Source organism: Agrobacterium radiobacter (assembly GCF_040801995.1).
Taxonomy (GTDB): Bacteria; Pseudomonadota; Alphaproteobacteria; order Rhizobiales; family Rhizobiaceae; genus Agrobacterium; species Agrobacterium radiobacter.
Genome location: NZ_JBEGHX010000001.1, coordinates 735,785 through 759,561, shown reverse-complemented (window position 1 = coordinate 759,561; position 23,777 = coordinate 735,785). Strand labels below are relative to the sequence as shown.

At 59.7% G+C, this 23,777-nt stretch carries 27 protein-coding genes; 14 read left to right on the top strand and 13 right to left on the bottom strand.

Annotated elements, in window-relative coordinates:
• Window positions 1–2: 2 nt before the first annotated feature.
• From pdxA to MRBLRC7O_RS03770, 4 genes are all read left to right on the top strand, one after another.
• Window positions 3–1,025 carry a 4-hydroxythreonine-4-phosphate dehydrogenase PdxA gene (pdxA, locus tag MRBLRC7O_RS03785; RefSeq protein ID WP_080866564.1) on the top strand — a complete coding sequence of 341 codons (1,023 nt, stop codon included), beginning with the start codon at window positions 3–5 and terminating at the stop codon, window positions 1,023–1,025.
• Window positions 1,025–1,855, top strand: a complete 831-nt coding sequence (rsmA, locus tag MRBLRC7O_RS03780) for a 16S rRNA (adenine(1518)-N(6)/adenine(1519)-N(6))-dimethyltransferase RsmA (RefSeq protein ID WP_080866054.1) — start codon at window positions 1,025–1,027, stop codon at window positions 1,853–1,855. Before pdxA ends, rsmA begins: the two co-directional genes overlap by 1 nt.
• Before the next feature lie 351 nt (window positions 1,856–2,206).
• Entirely contained in the window at window positions 2,207–2,641 is a 435-nt protein-coding gene (locus MRBLRC7O_RS03775; RefSeq protein WP_233284488.1) for a hypothetical protein, read from the top strand.
• Between the two features lie 7 nt (window positions 2,642–2,648).
• Window positions 2,649–3,020 carry a hypothetical protein gene (locus MRBLRC7O_RS03770; RefSeq protein ID WP_060724031.1) on the top strand — a complete coding sequence of 124 codons (372 nt, stop codon included), beginning with the start codon at window positions 2,649–2,651 and terminating at the stop codon, window positions 3,018–3,020.
• Between the two features lie 86 nt (window positions 3,021–3,106).
• Here MRBLRC7O_RS03770 and gmk read toward each other — a convergent pair whose 3' ends face one another.
• The 3 genes from gmk to mltG all read right to left on the bottom strand — a co-directional run bounded on the left by gmk (window position 3,107) and on the right by mltG (window position 5,950).
• A complete protein-coding gene (gene gmk / locus MRBLRC7O_RS03765) occupies window positions 3,107–3,769 on the bottom strand; it encodes a guanylate kinase (RefSeq protein ID WP_003502089.1) in 663 nt (220 codons plus the stop codon).
• Window positions 3,770–3,774: 5 nt separating this feature from the next.
• Window positions 3,775–4,662 (bottom strand): YicC/YloC family endoribonuclease, encoded by an 888-nt coding sequence (locus tag MRBLRC7O_RS03760; protein WP_020810362.1) that lies wholly within the window; start codon window positions 4,660–4,662, stop codon window positions 3,775–3,777.
• Window positions 4,663–4,729: 67 nt separating this feature from the next.
• On the bottom strand, window positions 4,730–5,950 hold the full coding sequence (gene mltG / locus MRBLRC7O_RS03755; RefSeq protein ID WP_003502086.1) for an endolytic transglycosylase MltG: 1,221 nt from the start codon (window positions 5,948–5,950) through the stop codon (window positions 4,730–4,732).
• A gap of 144 nt (window positions 5,951–6,094) precedes the next feature.
• On the opposite strand from mltG, the gene MRBLRC7O_RS03750 reads away from it, so the two are divergent.
• Window positions 6,095–6,292, top strand: coding sequence for a hypothetical protein (locus MRBLRC7O_RS03750; protein WP_162266776.1), 198 nt, complete (start codon window positions 6,095–6,097; stop codon window positions 6,290–6,292).
• On the opposite strand, the gene fabF is transcribed toward MRBLRC7O_RS03750, so the two are convergent.
• The 4 genes from fabF to fabD form a co-directional block, all read right to left on the bottom strand.
• A complete protein-coding gene (gene fabF / locus MRBLRC7O_RS03745) occupies window positions 6,280–7,542 on the bottom strand; it encodes a beta-ketoacyl-ACP synthase II (RefSeq protein WP_003502082.1) in 1,263 nt (420 codons plus the stop codon). The genes MRBLRC7O_RS03750 and fabF overlap by 13 nt on opposite strands.
• A 246-nt stretch (window positions 7,543–7,788) precedes the next feature.
• Window positions 7,789–8,025 carry an acyl carrier protein gene (locus tag MRBLRC7O_RS03740; protein ID WP_003502080.1) on the bottom strand — a complete coding sequence of 79 codons (237 nt, stop codon included), beginning with the start codon at window positions 8,023–8,025 and terminating at the stop codon, window positions 7,789–7,791.
• A 350-nt stretch (window positions 8,026–8,375) separates the two neighbouring features.
• Window positions 8,376–9,113, bottom strand: coding sequence for a 3-oxoacyl-[acyl-carrier-protein] reductase (gene fabG, locus MRBLRC7O_RS03735; RefSeq protein WP_003502072.1), 738 nt, complete (start codon window positions 9,111–9,113; stop codon window positions 8,376–8,378).
• 98 nt (window positions 9,114–9,211) lie between these two features.
• The gene (fabD, locus tag MRBLRC7O_RS03730; RefSeq protein WP_003502070.1) at window positions 9,212–10,156 is read right to left on the bottom strand and encodes an ACP S-malonyltransferase; all 945 of its coding nucleotides are present in this window, start codon (window positions 10,154–10,156) and stop codon (window positions 9,212–9,214) included.
• 222 nt (window positions 10,157–10,378) lie between these two features.
• Here fabD and MRBLRC7O_RS03725 point away from each other — a divergent pair, with 222 nt between their 5' ends.
• The 6 genes from MRBLRC7O_RS03725 to rplI all read left to right on the top strand — a co-directional run bounded on the left by MRBLRC7O_RS03725 (window position 10,379) and on the right by rplI (window position 14,699).
• Window positions 10,379–11,422, top strand: a complete 1,044-nt coding sequence (locus tag MRBLRC7O_RS03725) for an aldo/keto reductase (protein WP_367727299.1) — start codon at window positions 10,379–10,381, stop codon at window positions 11,420–11,422.
• Between the two features lie 14 nt (window positions 11,423–11,436).
• The gene (locus tag MRBLRC7O_RS03720; RefSeq protein WP_003502066.1) at window positions 11,437–11,949 is read left to right on the top strand and encodes a ClbS/DfsB family four-helix bundle protein; all 513 of its coding nucleotides are present in this window, start codon (window positions 11,437–11,439) and stop codon (window positions 11,947–11,949) included.
• 273 nt (window positions 11,950–12,222) lie between these two features.
• The gene (gene rpsF, locus MRBLRC7O_RS03715; protein WP_003520723.1) at window positions 12,223–12,684 is read left to right on the top strand and encodes a 30S ribosomal protein S6; all 462 of its coding nucleotides are present in this window, start codon (window positions 12,223–12,225) and stop codon (window positions 12,682–12,684) included.
• A gap of 16 nt (window positions 12,685–12,700) precedes the next feature.
• Entirely contained in the window at window positions 12,701–12,949 is a 249-nt protein-coding gene (rpsR, locus tag MRBLRC7O_RS03710) for a 30S ribosomal protein S18 (protein WP_003502063.1), read from the top strand.
• 185 nt (window positions 12,950–13,134) lie between these two features.
• The gene (locus tag MRBLRC7O_RS03705) at window positions 13,135–14,109 is read left to right on the top strand and encodes a hypothetical protein (RefSeq protein ID WP_003502061.1); all 975 of its coding nucleotides are present in this window, start codon (window positions 13,135–13,137) and stop codon (window positions 14,107–14,109) included.
• 14 nt (window positions 14,110–14,123) lie between these two features.
• Window positions 14,124–14,699, top strand: a complete 576-nt coding sequence (rplI, locus tag MRBLRC7O_RS03700; RefSeq protein ID WP_003502059.1) for a 50S ribosomal protein L9 — start codon at window positions 14,124–14,126, stop codon at window positions 14,697–14,699.
• A gap of 263 nt (window positions 14,700–14,962) precedes the next feature.
• Here rplI and MRBLRC7O_RS03695 read toward each other — a convergent pair whose 3' ends face one another.
• Genes MRBLRC7O_RS03695 through MRBLRC7O_RS03685 form a run of 3 tightly spaced genes read right to left on the bottom strand, consistent with a single transcriptional unit; the run spans window position 14,963 to window position 18,250 of the window.
• Window positions 14,963–16,030 carry an HlyD family secretion protein gene (locus tag MRBLRC7O_RS03695; protein WP_031234094.1) on the bottom strand — a complete coding sequence of 356 codons (1,068 nt, stop codon included), beginning with the start codon at window positions 16,028–16,030 and terminating at the stop codon, window positions 14,963–14,965.
• A gap of 19 nt (window positions 16,031–16,049) precedes the next feature.
• Complete coding sequence (locus tag MRBLRC7O_RS03690; RefSeq protein ID WP_162690766.1) at window positions 16,050–17,798, bottom strand: MFS transporter; 1,749 nt, start codon at window positions 17,796–17,798, stop codon at window positions 16,050–16,052.
• Entirely contained in the window at window positions 17,795–18,250 is a 456-nt protein-coding gene (locus MRBLRC7O_RS03685) for a MarR family winged helix-turn-helix transcriptional regulator (protein ID WP_003502054.1), read from the bottom strand. Before MRBLRC7O_RS03685 ends, MRBLRC7O_RS03690 begins: the two co-directional genes overlap by 4 nt.
• A gap of 312 nt (window positions 18,251–18,562) precedes the next feature.
• On the opposite strand from MRBLRC7O_RS03685, the gene MRBLRC7O_RS03680 reads away from it, so the two are divergent.
• Complete coding sequence (locus tag MRBLRC7O_RS03680; RefSeq protein ID WP_003502052.1) at window positions 18,563–20,059, top strand: replicative DNA helicase; 1,497 nt, start codon at window positions 18,563–18,565, stop codon at window positions 20,057–20,059.
• Between the two features lie 99 nt (window positions 20,060–20,158).
• Here the strand turns inward: MRBLRC7O_RS03680 and MRBLRC7O_RS03675 are convergent, their stop codons facing one another.
• The 3 genes from MRBLRC7O_RS03675 to MRBLRC7O_RS03665 all read right to left on the bottom strand — a co-directional run bounded on the left by MRBLRC7O_RS03675 (window position 20,159) and on the right by MRBLRC7O_RS03665 (window position 22,177).
• A complete protein-coding gene (locus MRBLRC7O_RS03675) occupies window positions 20,159–20,461 on the bottom strand; it encodes an AzlD family protein (RefSeq protein WP_003502051.1) in 303 nt (100 codons plus the stop codon).
• A complete protein-coding gene (locus MRBLRC7O_RS03670) occupies window positions 20,458–21,162 on the bottom strand; it encodes an AzlC family ABC transporter permease (protein ID WP_080866051.1) in 705 nt (234 codons plus the stop codon). Before MRBLRC7O_RS03670 ends, MRBLRC7O_RS03675 begins: the two co-directional genes overlap by 4 nt.
• A 157-nt stretch (window positions 21,163–21,319) precedes the next feature.
• Window positions 21,320–22,177, bottom strand: coding sequence for an AraC family transcriptional regulator (locus MRBLRC7O_RS03665; RefSeq protein WP_162686139.1), 858 nt, complete (start codon window positions 22,175–22,177; stop codon window positions 21,320–21,322).
• 86 nt (window positions 22,178–22,263) lie between these two features.
• On the opposite strand from MRBLRC7O_RS03665, the gene alr reads away from it, so the two are divergent.
• Both alr and MRBLRC7O_RS03655 read left to right on the top strand, forming a co-directional pair.
• Window positions 22,264–23,439 carry an alanine racemase gene (gene alr, locus MRBLRC7O_RS03660; protein WP_080866050.1) on the top strand — a complete coding sequence of 392 codons (1,176 nt, stop codon included), beginning with the start codon at window positions 22,264–22,266 and terminating at the stop codon, window positions 23,437–23,439.
• A gap of 64 nt (window positions 23,440–23,503) precedes the next feature.
• Window positions 23,504–23,758, top strand: coding sequence for a type II toxin-antitoxin system ParD family antitoxin (locus tag MRBLRC7O_RS03655; RefSeq protein WP_080866049.1), 255 nt, complete (start codon window positions 23,504–23,506; stop codon window positions 23,756–23,758).
• The last annotated feature ends 19 nt before the right edge of the window (window positions 23,759–23,777 follow it).

The window sequence follows — 23,777 nt, the reverse complement described above, 5'->3', positions numbered from 1 at the left end:
CCGTGACATATGCATCCCTGCCGCTTGCCCTGACACAGGGAGATCCAGCCGGTATCGGCCCCGACATCGCCATCACCGCCTGGGCAAAGCGCCGGGAGAGCGGCGTGCCGCCCTTCATCTTCATCGGCGACCCCGATGTGGTGGCGAGCCGTGCAGCGCTGATCGGCATTCCGGTCAATATCGAGACCTGCGATGCGGAGAATGCCGTCGGCCTGTTCGAACGCGCTTTCCCCATCCTCCCGCTTCCTGTCGGCTTCGAAGTGCAGGCCGGCCAGCCGCATGTCGGCGCGGCCCATGCCACGATCAAGGCCATCGAGACCGCCGTTTCCCTGACGGTCGAGGGCAAGGCTGCGGCCGTTGTCACCAATCCGATCGCGAAATCGGTGCTTTACGAGGCGGGCTTCGGCTTCCCCGGTCATACGGAGTTTCTGGCCGATCTCGCCTTGCGCCAGACCGGCGAACAGGTGACGCCTGTCATGATGATTGCCGGACCCAAGGTCCGTGTCGTCCCGGTGACGATCCACATCCCCGTGAAAGACGTGCCGGCAGCCCTGACGGAAGAACTGATCATCACGACCTGCCGGATCATCGATGCCGATCTCCGGCAAAAATTCGGCATCGAGGCGCCGCGTCTGGCGGTTGCCGGCCTCAACCCACATGCGGGTGAAGATGGCGCACTCGGCACCGAGGATCGCGATATCGTTCACCCGGCGACAATGCGGTTGCGGAAGGACGGGATCGATGCCTTCGGCCCCCTGCCCGCCGACACCATGTTCCACGATGCTGCCCGCAAGCGGTATGACGTGGCGGTGTGCATGTATCACGATCAGGCGCTGATCCCGGCCAAGGCGCTCGGCTTTGACGATTCCGTCAATGTCACGCTTGGGTTACCCTTCATCCGCACCTCGCCGGACCATGGCACTGCCTTCGGCATTGCCGGCCAGGGCATTGCCAATGAAGCGAGCCTTGTCGCGGCGCTGAAGATGGCGGCGGAGATTTCCACCCGCAGCCGGGTTGGCGCATAATGGCGGCCATCGACGGACTACCGCCACTGCGCGATGTCATCCAGCGCCACGGGCTCGACGCGAAAAAATCGCTCGGTCAGAACTTCCTGTTCGACCTCAACCTCACCCAGAAGATTGCCAGAACGGCAGGGCCGCTCGACGGCGTGACGGTGATCGAGGTCGGTCCCGGTCCCGGCGGCCTCACCCGCGCCATTCTCTCGCTCGGGGCGAAAAAGGTCATCGCCATCGAACGCGACAGCCGCTGCCTGCCGGCGCTGGCAGAAATCGAGGCGCATTATCCCGGGCGGCTCGAGGTCATCGAGGGCGACGCCCTCCAGACCGATTTCGAGGCTCTGGTTCCCGCCGGTGAACCGGTGCGCATCATCGCCAACCTGCCCTACAATGTCGGCACGCAATTGCTGGTCAACTGGCTTTTGCCGAAACAATGGCCACCCTTCTGGCTTTCCATGACGCTGATGTTCCAGAAGGAAGTCGGCCAGCGCATCGTGGCTGAAGAAGGCGACAATCATTATGGGCGTCTGGGCGTTCTCGCCGGCTGGCGCACGGTCGCGGAAATGGCCTTCGACGTCCCGCCACAGGCCTTCAGCCCGCCGCCAAAAGTGACCTCCACCGTCGTGCACCTGCTGCCGAAGGACAAGCCATTGCCCTGCGATGTTGCCAAGCTTGAAAAGGTCACGGAAGCCGCCTTCGGCCAGCGCCGCAAGATGCTGCGTCAGAGCGTGAAAAGCCTTGGCGGTGAAACCCTGCTGGAAAAAGCGGGCATCGATCCCACGCGGCGAGCGGAAACGCTGTCGGTGGAGGAATTCGTGACGTTGGCGAACTGCCTCTAAGGCTGGACCAGACACGAAAGCTTGACGACACGGGTTCCCTTCAGGTCCGCGACAGAACTTGATCTGTGGCGCGACCTATAAATTTCCGATGATGAATTTTCGACGATCACGCGCCACGGGAAACCGGTGACACGACCACCTCTGTTAACGTGGCTGGTTCGGAAGAAACCTTATGAAAAGCGCTGCCTATTTGGGAAATTTTCCGCTTTTCACCTTGAGTGACATGATCCAGATCACAATCACCAAGCCCGATCACAACCAGTGCTTGACTCCAAACATACAACTGTAAATTATATATCCATTCCTATTGTACATTTTCCACTTCACAGTTTCAAATATCAGGGGGATCGCGTGAAGATAAGTTATGTTTTGGCCATCTCGCTATTCACGCTTTCCTCATGTGTTAGCGTGACACCTACTTTCGATGAAGCGCTGATGAAGCACGTTGAGGCGCTAAACAACAATATCGATAAGATTGATGCCGCAGTATCTGCTGTTTACGAAGATAAAACACCGTTCTCCAAGGTCGAAGGCATATACGTCGACGCAGTATCAAATGTACGTTCGGCAATTTATATTGCCGAAGGCCGCGCAACTTACCTTCGCAACCGCGTTTCCGGTAGACCCGCCCAGATTATTCACAAAGCACTGCTGATCTGCCAGGAGGCGCTGATGACACAGTTGGCTGCTCATCGAAAAGCACCCTTTAACGTTGAGACCGCGTCCACATTCGCCACGAAGGAAGCCTGTAGCGTTCCGAAGTTGTTTGAAGCCCGGTTGAAGTGAGGTTCACATGGCAAAGGCACTAGATCTGGATAAATTTGAACCGAAAGATGCGTCGGAACTCTATAAGGGCATTCTGCAGCAGGTTTCAGCGGTTCTCATTTCGCACTTCAATGAAGTCAAAAATGAAATTGCCGTTCATATTAAGTCGATTGCGCAAAAGGCATGGCTAACGCAGGCAGGCCTCAAGAACGGTACGATTTCCAGAGAGCACGCGGATATGGCCATGCACACACAGGAACTGGCCCTCAGCAGCGTGCTGCTTTATTCTGAGTTCCTCGTTTACGAGACCGTCCAGACAGTTCTGAACGCGGTTTTTGGTGTGATCGGTGCTGCAATCAGAAACCTGACGGGCTTCGATCTTGCTTTTGGGCGCAGCTAACTGGAACAGGCCTAACAAATTATCCCATACTGCCCGGGCGATGGGTTCTTCCCATCCCGGCGGATGAGTTAGCTTACCGGAAGCGCTTAAAGCTTCGGTTCTTCCTCAAGCAGCGCCCGCACGAAATCGAACATGCCGTGGCGGCGGTCACGGCGGACGCGTTCGGCCTTCACGATTGCTTCGACAGCCTCGAAGGCGGCCTGCAGGTCGTCATTGAGGATGACATAGTCATAATCGCGCCAGTGCTCGATTTCGGCACGGGAATTGAGGAGCCGGGTCTTGATGACCTCTTCGGTGTCTTCGGCGCGGCGATGCAGGCGCGATTGAAGTTCGGTCATGGTCGGCGGCAGGATGAAGATCGAAACGACGTCGGCTTTCATCTTGTCCTGCAGCTGCTCGGCGCCCTGCCAGTCGATATCGAACAGCATATCGCGACCGGCGGCCATGGCATCTTCCACCGGCCCGCGCGGCGTGCCGTAGAAATTGCCGTGAACTTCCGCCCATTCCAGCAGCGCATCGCTGTCCCGCAGACGCTCGAAATCGCGCTTGGAAATGAAATGGTAGTGGATACCGTCAATCTCGCTCTGGCGGCGCGGGCGCGTCGTAACGCTGACGGACAGGCCGATATTCTTGTCCTTGTCGAGCAGGTTGCGGGCAATCGTGGATTTGCCCGCGCCTGATGGCGAAGAAATCACCAGCATCAGCCCTCGGCGGGCAATCGTGACGGGAGAATTATTCACCGGGACCATGGGGTCTACTCCAGATTTTGGACCTGTTCGCGAAACTGGTCGATCACCACTTTCAGCTCTATGCCTGCTGCGGTTACCGCACTCGCATTCGATTTGGAACAGATTGTATTCGACTCGCGGTTAAATTCCTGTGCAAGAAAATCGAGCTTGCGCCCTACCGGCCCGCCATTGGTCAGCAGTTCCCGGGAAGCCTGAACATGGGCGTGCAACCGGTCGATCTCTTCGCGCAAATCCGCCTTGGTGGCAATCAGCGCCGCCTCGGCATGCAGGCGGTCGCGGTCGAGCCCGTGCAGGCCATCGCCGATGAGCGAGATCTGCTGGGCAAGTCTTGCCGCGATCTGTTCCGGCTGACGGGACGGATCATTCTCGATGATGTCCACAAGCTGCTCTATGCGGTTGATATGGCCGGACAGGATGGCGAACAGCGACGCCCCTTCCCGCTCGCGCATGTCCTTCAGCTTCTCGACGGCAACCGCAAAACCGGCCAGCACATCGCTATTACGTGTGGCCTGCGCTTCAGCATCGTCTTCCGCCTCGCGAAAATCGACGAGACCCCGCAGTGTAAGCAACGTATCGAAGCTCAGCGGCTTGTCTTCAACGACATCACCAAGCTCCTTCTTAAGTGCCAGAACCGCAGCGAGCGCATCGCGGTTGATCACGGCCTCAAGCCGGTTTTCCGCAATGGCGAGCGTAAGCCCAGCCTGAATATTGCCGCGGGAAAGATGCTCGCCCGCGATTTCCCGCAAGGCGGTTTCCAGCGCTTCAAGACCGGTCGGCAGACGCAGGCGTACATCGAGCCCCTTGCCGTTCACGGACCGCAATTCCCACGCCCAGCGGTAACGGCCGGAGGTTCCTTCGCTGCGCGCAAAGCCGGTCATCGATTGCAATGTCATATCTGGAAGCCCCCCGTCATGCCGTACAAAACCGGGCCCTGTGGATCACAGGGCCCGGTCGAGATTATCAGTTGTTGGCGGGTTTTTCCGCCTCGGCCCCACCCGGCTGACCATCCACGACAACATCGGGATTGGCGCCGGAAGCAGCCTTCTCAGCCTCGATCTTGCGCCAGCGGCGCACATTGGCGTTGTGCTCTTCCAGCGTCTTGGCAAAGACGTGGCCGCCGGTGCCATCGGCAACGAAATAAAGGTCATCCGTGCGCCAGGGATTGGCAACGGCCTCAAGCGCCGCCCGGCCCGGATTGGCGATAGGAGACGGCGGCAGGCCCTTGATGACATAGGTGTTGAACGGCGTCTGCTTCTGCAGGTCAGACTGGTAAATCGGGCGATCGGACGGTTTGCCATCGCCACCGAACAGACCGTAGATGATCGTCGGGTCGGATTGCAGGCGCATGCCCTTCTTCAGGCGGTTGTAGAAAACGGAAGCAACATGGGCGCGCTCGTCATCCTTGCCGGTTTCCTTCTCGACGATCGAGGCAAGCGTCACAAATTCCTCGATGGTCTTGATCGGCAGGTCAGGATCGCGCCGCTCCCAGATCATGTCGATCAGCTTGTCCTGCGCCGCACTCATCTGGTTGATGATTTCTTCGCGCTTGGTGCCGCGGGTAAAGCGATAGGTATCGGGGCGCAAGCTGCCTTCCGGCGGCAGGGCCGAGGGCAATTCGCCGTCCAGCACTTCGTCTGCTCCAAGGCGCGCGAACATCTGCTTCACGGTCAGGCCTTCCGGCAGCGACACGGAATAAAGGATCGACTTGCCGGACTCCAGCAACATCATGATGTCCTTCATCGACGCGCCGGCCTTGATCTCGTATTCGCCAGCCTTCAGCGTCTGGTCCTTTTGCAGGTAGCTGCCGGTCATCAGACGGAAGACGCGGGCGTTGGAGACGACGTCGTTGCGCTCGAGATTATTGGCGATCTCGATGATGCCGGCACCATTGCGCACCGTGAAATGGGTGTTCGTCTGAAGCGGACCGGGCTCCTGGAACGCATTGATCATGTAATAGAAAGCGGCAATGGCCAGCACACAGACCGCGACTGCAAGCGTCATCAGAAAATTCAGAAAGATTACAAGCTGGCCATGGGCCTTACGGGAGCGCTTGGGCGGCGCCGGTACTTTTTCCGGCCGCAAGGCTTCCGTCGGGGATTTCGGAATGATCGGGCCGCGATTACCTTCGCCCGCGCCGTTCTGTCCGTATGGTCCCTGGCTGTTCTGGTTCGTGTCGCTCACCGTCGGTCCTTTTCAGTTCGGCGTTGTCAGCGCTTTTTGCGCAGGTAATGCGGCAAAAACAGGTTCGGAATGCCTTCCTGCACCACATGGAGATATCGTGAAGCATATCTTTCCGCTTCACGAACATCGTTTCGGACAAAGCCGATGGAGGAAGCAGCCTGCGGCCGGAAATCACCCCGAACCGGCAAACGCTTCATAAACGACTACAATATCGGCGCGAAAACCGGAATGACTTTCGCAAGCCTCAATGCGTTCTTCAAAGGAAAGAACGGCCTTCGTCAGCACCCGGTGGGAGGGCGCCAGCGCGGCGGCAGAGCCGCCGCCGGGGATTATGCTTCGTAACGACGCAGCACGAGGGAGGCGTTGGTACCGCCGAAACCGAAGGAGTTCGAAAGCGCCACGTTGACCTGCCGCTTGCGCGCCTTGTGCGGCACCAGGTCGATCTTCGTCTCGACATCGGGATTGTCGAGGTTCAGCGTCGGCGGAACGATGTTGTCGCGGATCGCAAGCGTGGCGAAGATTGCCTCGATAGCGCCCGCCGCACCAAGAAGATGGCCGGTGGCCGACTTGGTGGAAGACATCGAAATCTTCGCGGCCGATTCGCCGACGAGCCGTTCGACCGCGCCGAGCTCGATCGTATCCGCCATGGTGGAAGTACCATGGGCGTTGATGTAATCGATATCATCAGGCGTCAGGCCGGCGCGCTTCAGCGCCATCGACATGCAGCGATAGGCGCCTTCACCATCCTCGGACGGAGCGGTGATGTGATAGGCATCACCGGAAAGGCCGTAACCGACGACTTCGGCATAAATCTTCGCGCCGCGCGCCTTGGCGTGTTCCAGCTCTTCCAGAACGACGATGCCCGCACCTTCACCCATGACGAAACCGTCGCGGTCACGGTCATAGGGGCGCGAGGCCTTCTGCGGATCGTCATTATGCTGGGTTGAAAGCGCCTTGCAGGCGGCGAAGCCGGCAAGCGCGATGCGGCAGACCGGCGATTCAGCGCCACCGGCGACCATGACGTCGGCATCGCCGAGTGCGATCAGACGGGCGGCATCGCCAATGGCGTGCGCACCGGTCGAGCAGGCCGTCACCACCGCATGGTTCGGTCCGCGCAGCTTGTGGCGGATGGAAACCTGGCCGGATACGAGATTGATCAGACGGCCGGGAATGAAGAAGGGAGAAATGCGCCGCGGGCCCTTGTCGCGCAGGGTATAGCCCGCCTCGACAATACCTTCCAGGCCGCCGATGCCGGAGCCGATCATAACGCCGGTGGCGATCTGGTCCTCGTCCGTTTCCGGGTGCCAGTCCGCGTCGGCAAGCGCCATGTCGGCGGCAGCCATGCCGTACAGGATGAAAGGATCGATCTTGCGCTGTTCCTTGGGTTCCATCCAGTCATCGGCATTGAAGGTGCCGTTGGAACCATCGCCTACGGGAATACGGCAGGCGATCTTTGCCGGAAGGTCTTCGACTTCGAATTCAGTCACGAGACGGGCGCCGTTATGGCCGGCCAAAAGCCGTTCCCAGGTCACTTCCGTCCCACATCCAAGAGGAGATACCATGCCGGTACCGGTGATAACGACACGCCTCATCGCCAACGCTCCGCCCTTATCCAAATCATCGGTCTTCATGCAACGCCGGACATCAGGGATGTTCATTCGATGTTGCAGTATTTCAAATGTCAGCATAATGGCTGCGGGCGCCGTTTCCGGCCCGTGACCTCATGCATCACCCGGAACACGCGCCGCCTGGGGCATGTACCGTCTGCCTATAAAACATTGGCCCGGACGAGCCGGGCCAAGGACGGGAGGATATTGCACCTCCCCCATGAAGGTCGATCAGGCCTGGGCCTTCTCGATGAACTTTACGGCGTCGCCGACAGTCAGGATCGAGTCAGCTGCGTCGTCGGGAATTTCGACGCCGAATTCTTCTTCGAAAGCCATGACCAGTTCAACGGTATCGAGCGAATCAGCGCCCAGATCGTCAATGAAGCTAGCGCCTTCAACAACCTTGTCGGCGTCAACGCCAAGATGATCAATTACAATTTTCTTTACGCGTTCTGCGATATCGCTCATGTCGGTTTCCTCGACCTTTATTTTGAAGGGAATGCCTTACGGCACCCTGCCCTGTTAGAAGCCCTCATGCGCCGTTCAAATCCGGCACTGCTGGCAAACCCGTTCAACCCGGTCCAAGCTAGACATCGTCACGCAAAATCGCAACGGCTTCCTGTCTCTCCGGGACGACTGTTCACAGTCTTGGCCCGCTTAACATGGTTTCAATCGGTCGAAAAGCCTGAAAACGCGCTAAGCACAGCGTATGACAGGCTATTTCGCCGAAAACCAGTCGGCGGGGCCTTGCGGCGCCAGCTACCCAAGAAGGTGCTTAAACAGCGCCGCAATCCTTTTCATGACGGCCTCAGGCGCCGTCAGATCATCGCCATGCCGCCATTGACGTGCAGGGTCTGGCCGGTCATGTAACCTGCCTCATTGGAAGCCAGGTAAAGAACGGCCGATGCGACTTCCGCACCGGTTCCCATGCGCTTCATCGGAATGGCGCCCATAATGGCGTCTTTCTGCTTGTCGTTCAGCTTGCCGGTCATCGCGCTTTCGATGAAACCGGGCGCCACGCAGTTGACGGTGACGTTGCGGGTGGCGATTTCCTGCGCCAGCGACTTCGAAAAACCGATCATGCCGGCCTTGGAGGCGCAGTAGTTGGCCTGGCCAGGATTGCCGGTGACACCGACGATGGAGGTGATGTTGATGATGCGGCCGAAACGGCGGCGCATCATCGGATGTGTCAGCTCGCGCGTCAGGCGGAACATCGCCGTCAGGTTCACTTCGATTACGTTATCCCAGTCCTCGTCGCTCATGCGCACGAAGAGGCCGTCCTTGGTGATGCCGGCATTGTTGACGAGGATATCCACGCCCTCCAGTTCGGCTTCGGCCTTTTCGCCGAGCGCCTTTACCTCGGCGCGGTCGGCAAGGTTGGCCGGGAAAATCTTGACGCGGTCGCCAAGTTCCGCGGCCAGCGCTTCAAGCTTTTCAACGCGGGTGCCGTGCAGGCCGACGGTTGCGCCCTGGCTGTGGAGAAGGCGGGCGATTTCTTCGCCGATGCCGCCGGTCGCGCCGGTTACGAGAGCCTTGCGGCCTGTCAGATCTAACATGTTCCGTTCCTTCTTTAGAGCAACTCCGCAAAGCCTTTTAACGGAATTGCATCGGGAATTATCGTAAAACAAAAGGCCGTTACGGGGCGAAGCCCGTCTCAGCCGATAAGAGTGGCGAGAAGCTGGTCGATATCGGCAGCGCCGTTGACGGCAACGCCGTTCACCGTCTTGTCGATGCGGCGGGCAAGGCCCGTCAGCACCTTGCCGGAACCGATCTCATACAGCTGCGTGACATTGTTGGCGGCGAACCACTCAACCGTCTCGCGCCAGCGCACCTGGCCCGTTACCTGCTCGACCAGCAAAGCGGCGATCTCATTGGCATCGGAAACGGGTGTGGCGCGCACATTGGCGACAACGGGCACGACCGGGTTGTGTTTTTCGACCTTGGCCAGCGCCTCGCGCATGGCTTCCGCCGCCGGCGCCATCAGTGCGGAGTGGAAGGGTGCCGAGACCGGCAGCATGATGGCGCGCTTGGCGCCCTTTTCGGAAGCGATTGCCGCCGCCTTTTCAACGGCAGCCTTGCCGCCGGAAATAACCAGCTGGCCACCGCCATTGTCATTAGCGATTTGGCAGACACCGAGGATGCCGGCTTCCTCGCAGATTGCGGACACCGCATCATGCTCCAGCCCGATGATCGCAGCCATCGCGCCCTCGCCGACCGGCACGGCGGCCTGCATGGCATTGCCGCGGATACGCAGAAGACGGGCGGTATCGGCAACCGAGAAGGTGCCGGCGGCACAGAGCGCCGAATATTCGCCGAGCGAATGGCCGGCTACATAAGAAACCGTATCGGACAGTTTGAAGCCGCGCGCTTCGAGAACCCGCATGACCGCCATGGACACGGCCATCAGCGCCGGCTGGGCATTGGCCGTCAGCGTCAGCGTCTCTTCCGGGCCGTTCCACATGATATCGGAAAGCTTCTGGTCGAGCGCCTCGTCGACCTCCTGAAACACGGCGCGCGCTTCCGGATAGGTATCCGCCAGCTCCTTGCCCATGCCGACGGCCTGGCTTCCCTGACCGGGAAATGTGAATGCAATACCCATGGGATGTCGTCCTTCTTGTCTGGCCTTGCCTTTATTCTTTCGGACTTCCATTCACATTCCCGCTAGCGAAGTCAAGGCTTGAAGCCCTATGGCAGGCCTTTGTCAGGGATTTTGCCGACCTGTTTTCCCCTTTCTTTTCATCATATTTTTTCTTGCACTGCGGCAAATCCCCATTACTTTCACCCCACCTTCCAAAACTCGTCAAAGCACCGGGACCTCTCCATGAAACAGAATCTACTGGGACGCACGGGCATCTCCGTGTCCGAAATCTGCCTCGGCACCATGACGTGGGGCACGCAGAACACCGAAGCAGAAGCCCATCAGCAGATGGACTACGCCATCGAAAACGGCGTCAATTTCTTCGATACGGCCGAGCTTTATCCCACCACCCCGGTTTCCGCCGAAACACAGGGCCGGACAGAGGAGTATATCGGCAGCTGGTTCGAAAAGACCGGCAGGCGCGATCAGGTCTTGCTCGCCACCAAGGTCGCCGGCTCCGGGCGAGATTATATTCGCGGCGGCCGCGATATCGACGCCGCCGCCATCCGCGAGGCGGTGGATACCAGCCTCAAGCGGCTGAAGACCGACTACATCGACCTCTACCAGGTTCACTGGCCGAATCGCGGCACCTATCATTTCCGCGGCGCTTGGGGCTTCGACGCCTCCGGTCAGGACAAGCAGCGCACGCTTGCCGAAATCACCGAAAAGCTGGAGACGCTCGGAGAACTGGTGAAGGCCGGCAAGATCCGCGCCATTGGCCTCTCCAACGAAAGCGCCTGGGGCACGCAGAAATATATCGATATCGCGGAAGCGAACGGCCTGCCGCGCGTCGCCACCATTCAGAACGAATATAACCTGCTGTACCGCAGCTTCGATCTCGACATGGCGGAAGTCGCCCATCACGAAGATGTCGGCCTGCTCGCCTATTCGCCGCTTGCGGCGGGTCTGCTGACCGGCAAATACCAGAACGGCGCGCGCCCGGCGGGATCACGCGCCTCCATCAACAAGGATCTCGGCGGCCGGTTGCAGCCGCTGCAGGAAGCGCCGGTCAAGGCCTATCTAAAGCTTGCCGCCGGGCATGGGATCGATCCGGCCCAACTCGCAATCGCCTTCTGCCTGACACGCCCCTTCATGGCCTCGGCCATCATCGGCGCAACGACGATGGAGCAGTTGAAGGTGGATATCGCGGCGGCGGATGTGACGCTGTCGGAAGAGGTGCTGACGGGTATTGCTGCGATCCATCGGCAATATCCGATGGCGATCTAAGGTAGCTGGTTGCCATGGCCGTCCCCGAAAGCGCAACGGAACTGCGAACTGCAATCGAAAGCAGTTTTGAAAAGCTGATGCGCGAATTGGAAACAGTCCCGGTGGACCTTGCCGGGACGAGGGACATGGACGGCCATGCAGCCGGTACGCTGATGAGCGTCAACGACCTCGTCGCCTATCTGATTGGCTGGGGAGAGCTGGTGCTGAAGTGGATATCGCTTCGTGCCGAAGGTCGTGAACCGGATTTTCCCGAAACAGGCTATAAGTGGAATGCGCTGGGAGCCTTGGCGCAGAAATTCTATGGCGACTACGTCTCCCTGTCTTTCGCCGAACGGCAGGAGCGACTGGACAGTGTGAAAAGACGGATCATCGACGCCATCAACACATATGATCCGCATCAGCTTTACGCCCCCGGCTGGTACGGCAAATGGTCGCTTGGCCGTATGATCCAGTTCAACACGTCCTCGCCCTACGTTAACGCCCGCGGACGGCTGCGAAAATGGAAGAAAGCCAGAGGAATAGCCTGATTTTGCGGTGCGGGGTTGTTTTCTGCGGAAAAATCCGTATAAGCGCGCTGTTCACAACACCCGGTCCAATTGGCTGGTGGCTGAACGGAGGGCTGGTTCCGGTAACGGAACAGCAGGAACCATAAGGTTTTTCCGGCCTCCCGTGTCTCCGCTCTCGACCGTCTCGAACAACGCTTTTCTTGCTTTAAGGCTTTACCGCCTACCCAAGAGCAGTCGTTGAGGCTTAGCGCCGTTGCCGGGTGAAGGACGAAACGCAAGAAAGGCAAAGCTTAAATGGCTCTTTACGAACACATCTTCCTTGCCCGGCAGGATATTTCTGCCCAGCAGGTCGACGCACTTGTCGAGCAGTACAAGGGCGTTATCGAATCGTTCGGCGGCAAAGTCGGACGCATCGAGAACTGGGGTCTGAAGTCCCTCACCTACCGCATCAAGAAGAACCGCAAGGCTCACTACGCTCTCATGGACATCGACGCTCCGGCGGCCGCCATCCATGAAGTCGAGCGCCAGATGCGCATCAACGAAGACGTTCTTCGCTACATGACCATCGCCGTCGAAGCCCACGAAGAAGGCCCGTCCGCGATGATGCAGAAGCGTGATCGCGACGACCGTCCGCGCCGTGACGGCGACCGTCCGGACCGTGGCCCGCGTGAAGATCGTGGTCCCCGCGCACCGCGCGAAGGTGGCTTCGGCGACCGTGAAGACCGTCCGCGCCGTCCGCGCGAAGACCGTGCATAAGAAGGAGTTTTGACCAATGGCTGACGCATCCTCTTCCCAGGCACGCCGCCCGTTCCACCGCCGTCGCAAGACGTGCCCCTTCTCCGGCGCCAACGCTCCGAAGATCGACTACAAGGACGTACGTCTCCTGCAGCGCTACATTTCCGAGCGCGGCAAGATCGTTCCGTCCCGCATCACGGCCGTTTCCCAGAAGAAGCAGCGCGAACTCGCCCAGGCGATCAAGCGCGCCCGCTTCCTCGGCCTGCTGCCCTACGTTGTAGCGTAATGAATTAAAGCGAGGCTGCGGTTTATCGCGGCCTCGCTTTTCTCGAGCAGCTGACTCTTGATCAGCGGGTCGAAAATTATAATCCTTCCGCGTTGGGCGCGGATCGATACTCTGAAAAACCCATGTTGGGGATGAGGCTCTCAGGAGCGATCCTCTAACTGCTTAAGTTTCAGCAGGACAGCGAAGTGCAGAAGTTGAACCAGACAGTGCTGATCTCCGGCGTTCTCGCCGGCATATGCGCCGCGTTTCTGACGCTTGGCGCAACGGCACAGTCGTCTCTGTCCTTCCTGCTTTATGCCGGTTCCGCCATGCCGATCTTCATCGCCGGCATGGGCTGGGGCAACCGCGCCGCCATTATCGCGATCATCACCACGGCCATCATCGGCGCGCTGGTCATGTCGCCGCTTTTTGCGCTGACCATCGCAATCTTCACGCTGATCCCGGCGGGCTGGCTTTCGCATCTCGCCAATCTGGCGCGTCCGGCCTCCGAACTCGGCGGTCCGGATGATCTGCTTGCCTGGTATCCGCTTTCCGGCATCGTCCTGCATCTGTGCATTCTGGTTTCCGTCGCCGTCGTCATTCTCGGCTGGATGATCGGTTACGGTCCCGATCTCGTCACGCGTATGATCGACATGATTATGACCTCGGTTCAGAACCGCGAACCGTTGTTCGAACCCGATGTCGAGGCACTGGCGCGGACGAAGTCCCTGTTTGTACTTCTGCTGCCGATCGTTCAGGGCGGTCTCTGGGTCATCCTGCTGTTTGCCGCCTATTATTTCGCGACGCGAGTGGTCGGCACCTTCGGCAAGGGTCTGCGCCCGCGCGAGGACATCGCTTCGGCGCTGCGCATGCACCGCAACGCCATCTTCATCTTCCTCGCCGGCATCGTCGCCATCTTCCTCGGCGGCGTCGCGGCCATGGTCGGCGCAGTCATCTGCGGCACCTTCGGCGCGGGCTTCCTGATGGCGGGTTACGCCTCGTTGCACAAGCGCGCCCGCGGCAAGGACTGGCGGTTGCCGGTTCTCATTCTCGCATATCTTTCGGCGGTCTTTGTCTTTCCGCTGTTCATCATTCTCGTGTTCGGCCTGAGCGACGTGCGCAGCACGATCTCTCTTACACCGGCGCGGAAAACCGACAATTCGAACGAAACCAAACCATAGAAAGGATCAAGAAGATGGACGTCATTCTTCTCGAACGCATCAATAAGCTCGGCCAGATGGGCGAAACCGTAAAGGTCCGCGACGGCTACGCCCGTAACTTCCTGCTGCCGCAGGGCAAGGCGCTGCGCGCCAACGCCACCAACAAGGCACGTTTCGAAACCGAGCGCGCAACGCTCGAAGCCCGTAACCTCGAGCGCAAGTCGGAAGCCCAGAAGGTTGCCGAAGCACTCGAAGGCAAGTCCTTCATCGTCGTCCGTTCGGCTGGCGAAACCGGCCAGCTCTACGGCTCTGTCGCTGCTCGTGACGTCGTTGAAATCCTGGCTGCCGAAGGCTTCAACATCGGCCGCAACCAGGTTGAACTGAACACGCCGATCAAGACCATCGGCCTGCACAACGTCACCCTGCACCTGCATGCCGAAGTCGAGCTGCAGGTTGAGCTGAACGTTGCCCGTTCGGCTGAAGAAGCAGAGCGTCAGGCCAAGGGCGAAAGCCTCACCTCCGCTGACGCCATCTACGGCGTTGACGAAGATGCACTGCGTCCGGAAGACTTCTTCGATCCCGAAGCTGATCGCGACGGCGACGACGAATAAGATTTGGCTTAAAGGTCAAAGGAAAACCCCGGATGGCGACATCCGGGGTTTTTTGTTTGCATGGAATGTGTGGAGAGATACCCCCCTCTGCCCTGCCGGGCATCTCCCCCTCAAGGGGGGAGATCGACCCGCGGCGAGGTCACGGCCATCTCAACGTTTGAGAATGAAGCAACGGCAGAGCTTCTTGCTGATCTCCCCCCTTGAGCGGGAGATGTCCGGCAGGAGAGAGGGGGGTGCCCGCTATCCGCAGCCTCTACGCCCAACTACTTCGCCGCCGTCTCCGCGCCCTCAGGCGCCTTGCTCTTATCCACATGCACCACCACCGACATGCCCGGCGAAAGCTCCGCCGCAAGCGGCTGATCCGCATCGATCGCGATCCGTACGCCGAGGCGCTGGGCGATCTTCACGAAATTACCCGTCGCATTGTCAGGCTTGATGACGGCGAATTCCGAACCCGTCGCGGGCGAAAACCGTTCCACATGGCCGGTCAGCTTGCGTCGATGCAACGCATCCACGGAGATCGTCACCGGCTGGCCCACCTGCATGCCGGCGAGCTGGGTTTCCTTGAAATTGGCGATGACCCAGACATCGTGCGGCACGACGGCCATCAATTGTGTTCCGGCGGTGACATATTGACCAGTGCGCACGCCGACCTCGCCGAGCCTGCCATCCACGGGAGCGTGGATTTCGGTATTGGCAAGATCGATCCGGGCGAGCTCGACGGCGGCTTCGGCATTGGCGACGGCCGCCTGCAGCGAGCTGCGGTTGACGATGATGGTCTGCAGATCCTGCCGGGAAACCTCAAGCGCCGCCTTGGCCTGGGAGAGCGACGCCCTCGCCTTTTCAAGCCCGGCATGGGCTTCTTCTTGCAGGCTGGAGGTGCCGGCGCCACTCTTGATGAGATTATCCTGCCGGTCGGAGGCGAGCTGCGCCTGTTTCAGCGACGCCTCGGCACTGTCGACCGCCGCTTCACTCGAGCGGATATTGGCGTTGGCGGCATTTTCCTGCTGTCGGGAATTGTCGAGTGCGGCCTTGTGGGTATCGAGCGTTGCTTCCGCCTGCGCCTGCTTCTGGCGGTAGATACGGTCATCGATCTTCGCGAGCAGCGCGCCCTGGCTGACTTCCTGATAATCCTTCACCGGCACGTCCACGACATAACCGCTCACCTGCGGGCTCATCGTCGTGACATAACCCCGTACGAAGGCGTTGTCGGTCATTTCGACGGTGGAAAGGAACGGCGGCAGCCGCCAGGCGTAAAGCACCAGCGCCACGCCGGCGAGACCGCCGAGCAGCACGAGAATGGAAACGGGGGTAAAAAACTTCTTCAGCATTTTGTCACTCTTGGAATGTTCAAGACTGTGGTGCCGGTGCGGCATCGATGTCTTCCCGGAAAAGGGAAGGACGGATGCGCAGCCATGCAAGGTGGATCAAAAGCGCGGCCAACGCCAGCGCGGAAACGACTGAAATCAGCAGGAACGTGTCATTATAAGCAAGCACATAGGCTTCCCTGCTGACCTGCTGGCCAAGCAGTGATAGCCCCTCTGCCTTCAGCAATGCCGGATCGGTGATGACATGGCTGTAAGCGCCGGAAAGCTGTGAGACACGCTGGGCGACCATGGGATTGGTAAGCAGGATATTTTCCACCAGAATATTGGAGTGGAACTTCTCCCGCAGCGTTACGAAACTGCCAAGCAGGCCCGTCATCAGCATCGAACCCGTGATCTGCGTGAACAGGAAGATGGTGATGAAGTTCACCAGATAGGGTGCACCCCGGGCCAGCGCGGCGGCGAAACCCTTGGCCATGACGGGTGGCAGGAACATGGCCGCGCCAAAGGCGATCATCATCTGGCTGAGATACATCTCACCCGGCCGCGTCAGATTGTTGGACTGGCTATCCATGAATGAACCGGCGGCGATCAGCGCCAGCGCAATCACATGGGCGGTATCGACGTATTTCGTCAGCATCAGCCAGGCGCAGGCCGCACCGCCGAGAACGGTCGCCAAAAGCACAAGCGCATAAAGTGTCGTCGTCTGGTCGTTCAGCAGGCCGAGCTGCTGGTAAAAGCTGACCGCCGTTGAGGATTGCTCAGAGGAAACCGCACGGTAGACAAGCAGGACCGCAATAATGTGCAGGTTGGTTTTCGAGAAAATCCAGCGCAGGTCGAGCAGCGGGTTCTTGCGCGGCAATTCGATGAAGGCCATCAGCGTCAGAAGTGCGATCGACGTCGCCAGAAGGACGCCCAGCCACCATGTTTCGAACCACCAGTAGAACCGGCCGAGGGTGAGCATGACCGCCAGACAGCCGAGACCGCCTGCAAACAAGAGATAGCTCAGAATATCCATGCGCTCGATGACTTTCGCGCGCGGCGGCGGGGTGACCTTCAGCACATAGATCATGGCGAAAGCGATCAGCGCGAATCCCACTTCCATGGAATAGAGCGCGTTCCATCCGTCGATTTCCAACAGGGATGGCGAGACGATGCGGGCGAGCGGCGCTGACAGCAACGTGCCCGTCAGCGCTATGCTGAAACCAAGCGAGAATTTCCGCGCAGGCGGAAAGGCTTCCAGAATATAGAGAAAGCCGAGCGACGAGATCGGCGCGGCGGCCATGCCGCTGACAAAACGGATGACGATTGCCGAATGCAGGTCGGTCACGAAGAGGTTGAGACAGGAGGCCACGACAAACACGATAATCGAGACTTCGGCGAAGGGCCGCAGGCCATATTGCGCCCGGACCTTGAACAGCGCGATGGAAAACGTGGCGTAAGGCGCCATATAGGCCGCGGAAAGCCACGCGACCTCAGCCACCGTGGCGGAAAACTCGCCCTGCAGCTGGTAGATATTGGCCATGACGAGGTTCATGCCCAGGCCTTGCGTGATGAAGAAGGAGAGGCCCGCAAAAATGAAGCACAGCCGCAACCAGAGCGGCCGCTCAACCGGCTGCGGCGCGGCGGCAGCGGCAGGTTCCGGCACGGCTTCGCCCGTGCCCGAAGCACTCATCGGCGTCGCTGCCTCTTCCGGAAGGTCGGCTGGTTTGGCGGTCGCTTCGGCATCCTGAGAAGCGGCCTTGTCAGCGGTTTGCGGTACGAGTGTGCTCACGATTGCACCCTCCCGGCCGCGAGATTTTGCAGATTGGCCGAAAGCCGGCGCATGACATCAAGCGCCGTCGCCAGTTCCTGCGAGGAAATGTCGGCGGCAATCTCGGAGCGCAGCGACTTTGCCATTGCCTGCACCGTCTCGGAGGTTTTTTCGCCCTCCACCGTCATGTGGATGCGTTTGGCGCGGCGGTCGGTTTCATCGGAGCGGCGCTCGATGAGGTTCTGCTTCTCCATGCCATCAAGCACCCGCACCAGCGTCGGCGTCTCGATTTCCATTTCCTCGGCAAGCTCGGTCTGCGTCAGCGGTCCACGCCGCGAGAGCGCAAAAAGCGCTCGCGCCCGCGCAAGCGTCAGCCCGCTCTCCCCCACCCGCGCGTCGAAAAACGCGCGCAGTTTCCGGGTGAAAGCGGAGACTTCATCGAGAAGCTGTTCCTTGTCGGTCTCGCGAGACATGTCAGCAAGCCTTATAATTAGCACACTACTTATTTTCTGCCTATTTATTCGTAAGACTGACGATTTTCAAGTTTCTTTCACGACGGGTCTGCCATGCGATAAACTCATGGCAGCGAATCACCTTGCCGGAAGAACCCGGCGCCTTGTCCCCCACCCGCCTGTGGATTGCTGGGGACAACTGAAGATGTGATCAAGCTTCGTAGAGCGGACGTCAGCCTGCCATAGAGTGTTGCAACAATATCATTGACTGCCATGCCCCAGAAAGCCAAACCCGAGGTTTAAGGACAAAGGCAAAGGGAGATCGCGCAAACCATGAACGACGCTGTGAGAAAGATCACCCCCGCGCAACCGGCGGAACCGCATTACCGTGAAGCGCCGAACAATATCGAGGCCGAACAGGCGCTGCTCGGCGCCATCCTCGTCAATAACGACGCCTATTACCGCGTGTCGGACTTCCTGAAGCCGGTGCATCTTTACGAGCCGCTGCACCGCAAGATCTTCGAGGTGGCGGGCGATATCATCCGTATGGGCAAGACCGCCAATCCGGTGACGATCAAGACCTTCCTACCCGCCGACGACAAGATCGGCGATCTGACGGTGGCGCAGTATCTCGCACGTCTGGCAGCGGAAGCCGTATCGATCATCAACGCGGAAGATTACGGCCGGGCGATCTATGATCTGGCGCTGCGCCGTGCGCTGATTCAAATCGGCGAGGATGTCGTCAACATCGCCTATGACGCGCCGCTCGACATGCCGCCGCAGGCGCAGATCGAAGATACCGAACGCCGCCTGTTCGAACTGGCGGAAACCGGCCGTTACGACGGTGGCTTCCAGTCGTTCAACGATGCCGTGGCGCTGGCAATCGACATGGCGGGCGCGGCCTTCGAGCGCGACGGTAACCTCTCGGGCATCTCCACCGGCATTCACTCGCTCGATGCCCGCATGGGCGGCCTGCAGCGTTCCGACCTTATCGTGCTTGCCGGTCGTCCGGGTATGGGCAAGACCTCGCTTGCGACAAACATCGCCTATAACATCGCCGCATCTTACGAGCAGGAAGTGCAGCCGGACGGGTCGTACAAGGCCAAGAACGGTGGCGTCGTCGGCTTCTACTCGCTCGAAATGTCGTCCGAACAGCTGGCGACGCGTATCATTTCCGAGCAGACCGAAGTGTCCTCCTCGAAAATCCGTCGCGGTGACATTACCGAGGCCGACTTCGAAAAGCTCGTCGCCTGCTCCCAGATGATGCAGAAAGTGCCGCTTTATATCGACCAGACCGGTGGTATCTCGATTGCCCAGCTTTCCGCCCGCGCCCGCCGCCTGAAGCGCCAGCGCGGCCTTGATGTTCTGGTGGTGGACTACGTTCAGCTGATGACCGGCTCCGGCAAGAGCGGCGAAAACCGCGTGCAGGAAATCACCCAGATCACCACAGGCCTCAAGGCGCTGGGCAAGGAACTCAACGTTCCGATCATCGCGCTGTCACAGCTCTCCCGTGCGGTGGAAAGCCGCGAAGACAAGCGCCCGCAGCTCTCCGACCTTCGTGAATCCGGCTCCATCGAGCAGGACGCCGACGTGGTGCTGTTCGTGTTCCGCGAGGAATATTACGTCAAGAACATGGAGCCGCGCGATATTTCCGATCCCAAATATACTGAATGGGAAGCCCTGTTCGACAAGGTGAAAGGCACGGCCGACGTCATCATCGCCAAGCAGCGTCACGGACCGACCGGCACGGTGAAGCTCGCCTTCCAGTCCGAGTTCACGCGATTTACCGATCTCGCCGATCCGAGCTTCAGCCAGTACGAAGAGCATTGATCCGGACATAATAGCCGAGAGGGTATGTTTACCGTCTCGGCTATATCCCACGTTCCGGAAACAAGGCCCGAGTCTTTTCAGAGCCTTGGTGGAATTTTCTCACAATCCGATTCCGCGCAGCAGCGCCACGGCCGCAACACCAAGCGCGGCGGCCGGCAGGAGGCTGAGGCGCAGCGCCGCGACGGCGGTTATTGCGCAGGCGATGGTTTCCGCCAGACCGCTCGCAAGCGCCGTCGGGGTGACCACGGCCATCAGGACGGCGGGAGGGACCACGCCGAGCGCCTTTTTCAGACGCGGTGTCAGGGTAAAATGACTGACCAGCAGCAGGCCGCCAAGACGCGTGGCGACGGTTGCCGCCATCATGGCAAGGATTGTCAGCAGCGTATTCGGATCGAGCGTCATGCCGGCTGCTCCGCCGGTTCCTCGTGGCCGAAGGCGGCAACGGCAAGTCCAGCCAGGGCGCCGGCGGCGATATACCAGGCGCCGGGAACAAGCGCATGGGTGAGACAGGCCGCGGAGGCACTTGCCACAAGCACGAAGCCGGTTTCCCTACCTTTCCAGAAGCCCATGAGCAGCACGATGAAAACGGCCGGAAAGGCGAAATCCAGACCGATGACCGACATGTCTCCCACAACCGAACCCAGCAGCGCACCGGCGAGCGTGGCAAGGTTCCAGACGAGATAGATCGACAGGGCGGCCCCGGTGAAGAAGGCTGCCGTCAATCGACCGGCAATGACGCGGAACTCCGACAGCGCCCAGGATTCATCCGTCAGCACCAGCATGGCCGCATATTTCCGCCAGCCCCTGAAATCATCCAGCTTACCGGCGATGGAAGCGCTCATCAGCACATGGCGCAGATTGACCAGCAGCGCCGCAAAACCAAGTGCGCTCCAGCTTGCCGGATGGGTCCATAAATCCATCGCAACGAATTGCGAACCGCCGGCAAAGACCAGCAGCGACATCAGCGACGCTTCGAGCGGCGACAGGCCCTTGCCGATGGCGACCGCACCGAACACCACGCCGATCGGCACCATGGCGACCAGCAATGGGGCAGCCGCCCTCAGTCCCGCGTCAAACTCGCCGCTTCTTCCCGATATGGACATCGCATTCTCCCTTTCGAAAGAGAGGGATTACGCTTGCGACATCCTGCGGTCTTGAACGAAAGTGATGTTATGCGGTTTTCTGCTGAAACTCCGCTTTTTGTTTTGTCGCATTTCCGAACGGAAAACCGGGGGCCACTTTCCTGGAAATGCTTTAAACTCAGGCGACCCGGAACTGCCCCGGCGTGACGCCGGTGCGGGCCTTGAAATGCCGAGTGAAATGCGCCTGATCGGCAAAACCGCACAAAGCCGCAACCTCGGCCGGCATCTCACCGGCGCGCAAAAGGCGGCGCGCCCTGCGGATGCGCACATCCGTCAGATAGGCATGCGGGGTGATGTGAAACTCTTTCCTGAAAGCGCGGATGAGGTGGGCGCGGCTGAGACCGGCGATGGAGGCAAGTTCCTCAAGGCTGATATCGGTCTCGTAATTGTCAGAAAGATAATCGCGGGCAGTGTAAACCGCCGTTTTCTCTCGGGTTTCGACCGGCAGAATGATGGCGCTGCCGTGCTTGCCGAACAAGGCCGCCAGAACCGAGAACATGCCCTCATCCGCCTCAAGAGCACCGGATTTCCCCTCCAGCCGCCGGTGCGCCATCTGAAAGGCGGCCGCCATCTGCGGATCGCGCGGCAGAAATCTGGGGAAGGATGGTGTGCCGTGGAAAACCCTGCCCGTGACATCCTCGATGATGTCGCGCAGCAGTTCCGTATCGGGATAGATCATCCGGTAGCGATAACCGCCGCCGCCCGGTGCGCCATCGTGAATCTCATCCGGATTGATGAGATAAAGATGCCCCGGCCCCGTCTGTTCGGTGGTGCCCTGAATGGTGGAAATCTGCGAGCCGCTTTCAATCGCGCCTATGGAAAACGTGTCATGCGCGTGCGGCGAATATTCGTGGGTGAGAAAAGTCGCGCTCAGGCACTCCATGCCGCCAAAACGCCGGTCACGCCAGAAACGCGTGGTTTCCGTCGTGGCAACGGGCATGAAATCAAGGGCCTGTTCCTGCGAAACATTGTGCATGAGCGAAGTTTAGAGCATTCCGTCCTTACCGTCTTGAACAAAAGTGCTAGGGTCCCAACCGGTTCAAGATCAACCGGACGCATGGCATGACAGACGACTTCGAAGATAGCTTCCCCGAAAACGAAACCGATGCTTTCGAGCACGCACCGCTGAGGCTGACCGTCGATCTCGGCGCTCTCGCCGATAATTGGCGGGACATGAAAAAGCGTTCCGGCAGGGCGCGGACGGCGGCTGTCGTCAAGGCCGATGCCTATGGTCTCGGCATCGAGGATTGCGGCGCGACGCTTTACCATGCCGGCGCGCGTGATTTCTTCGTGGCGACTGTGGCCGAGGGTGCGACCCTGCGTTCCTATGCCCCGGAAGCGCGTATCTTCGTGCTATCAGGCATATGGCAAGGCCAGGAACGCCAGGTTTTCGACAATGACCTGGTACCGGTTCTGGCCTCCGAGGAGCAGCTTTCCTTCTGGATGGCGACGGTTGCCGAGCGTGGTGACCACCCCTGCGCGCTGCATGTGGATACCGGCTTCAACCGTCTGGGGCTGCCGCTCGACGACGCCTTGTTTCTGGCCGACGACGTGACGCGGCCGGCGAGTTTCGACCCGGTTCTGGTGCTGTCGCACCTCGCCTGCGCCGACACGCCCTCCTCGCCGATGAACAGGGTCCAGCTCGAATCATTCCGGAAGGTTAGCGCTGCTTTCGAAGGCATCGAATCAAGTCTCTCGGCTTCCGCCGGGATATTTCTCGGCCCCGACTATCATTTCGACCTCACCCGCCCCGGCATCGCCCTTTATGGCGGCGAAGCGGTCAATGACATGGCAAACCCGATGCGTCCCGTCGCCACGGCTGAAGCGCGGATCATCCAGATCCGTGAAGCGGGCGAAGGCCAGACCGTGAGTTATGGCGGCACCTTCCTGCTGAAACGGGCAAGCCGCCTTGCCATCGCATCTGTCGGTTATGCGGATGGATACCAGCGTTCGCTTTCCGGCTCCGGCATTCCGCTGCGCGAAATGGGCCATGGCGGCGCCTATGGTGTGGTCAACGGGCACAAGGTCCCCGTTGCCGGCCGGGTGACCATGGACCTCACGATTTTCGACGTGACGGATGCTCCGGCCAATGCCATCCGTGCCGGCGACTATATCGAGCTTTTCGGCCCCAATGTGCCTGTTGATGAGACCGCACGGGCGGCCGGCACCATCGGTTACGAAATGCTGACGGGGCTTGGCCTGCGTTATGAGCGGCAATATCTGATGGCCGACGACTAGGCCGCACCTTGGCTCTTGGAAAGCGGAAGTGACCTGTGCTACAAGAGAACAAAAGGAGATCGAAATGCCCGAAATCCATTTGAGCGAGCAGGACGAGAAGTTCATCGAAGAGCAGGTGGCGGCGGGCATCTATAGCGATGCGGATGCTGTCATTCATGCGAGCCCGCAATTGCTGAGCAGTGGCGAGGGAAGACTCGCGGAGCTCCGGAAGATGATTCACGAAGCTGACGCAGAGTTCGAACGGGGTGATTACGTGACCTTTTCGACGGATGATGATCTGACCGCCTGCATCATCGAACGCGCCAGAAACGAAAAGTGACAAAGGCCCGCGCCTATTC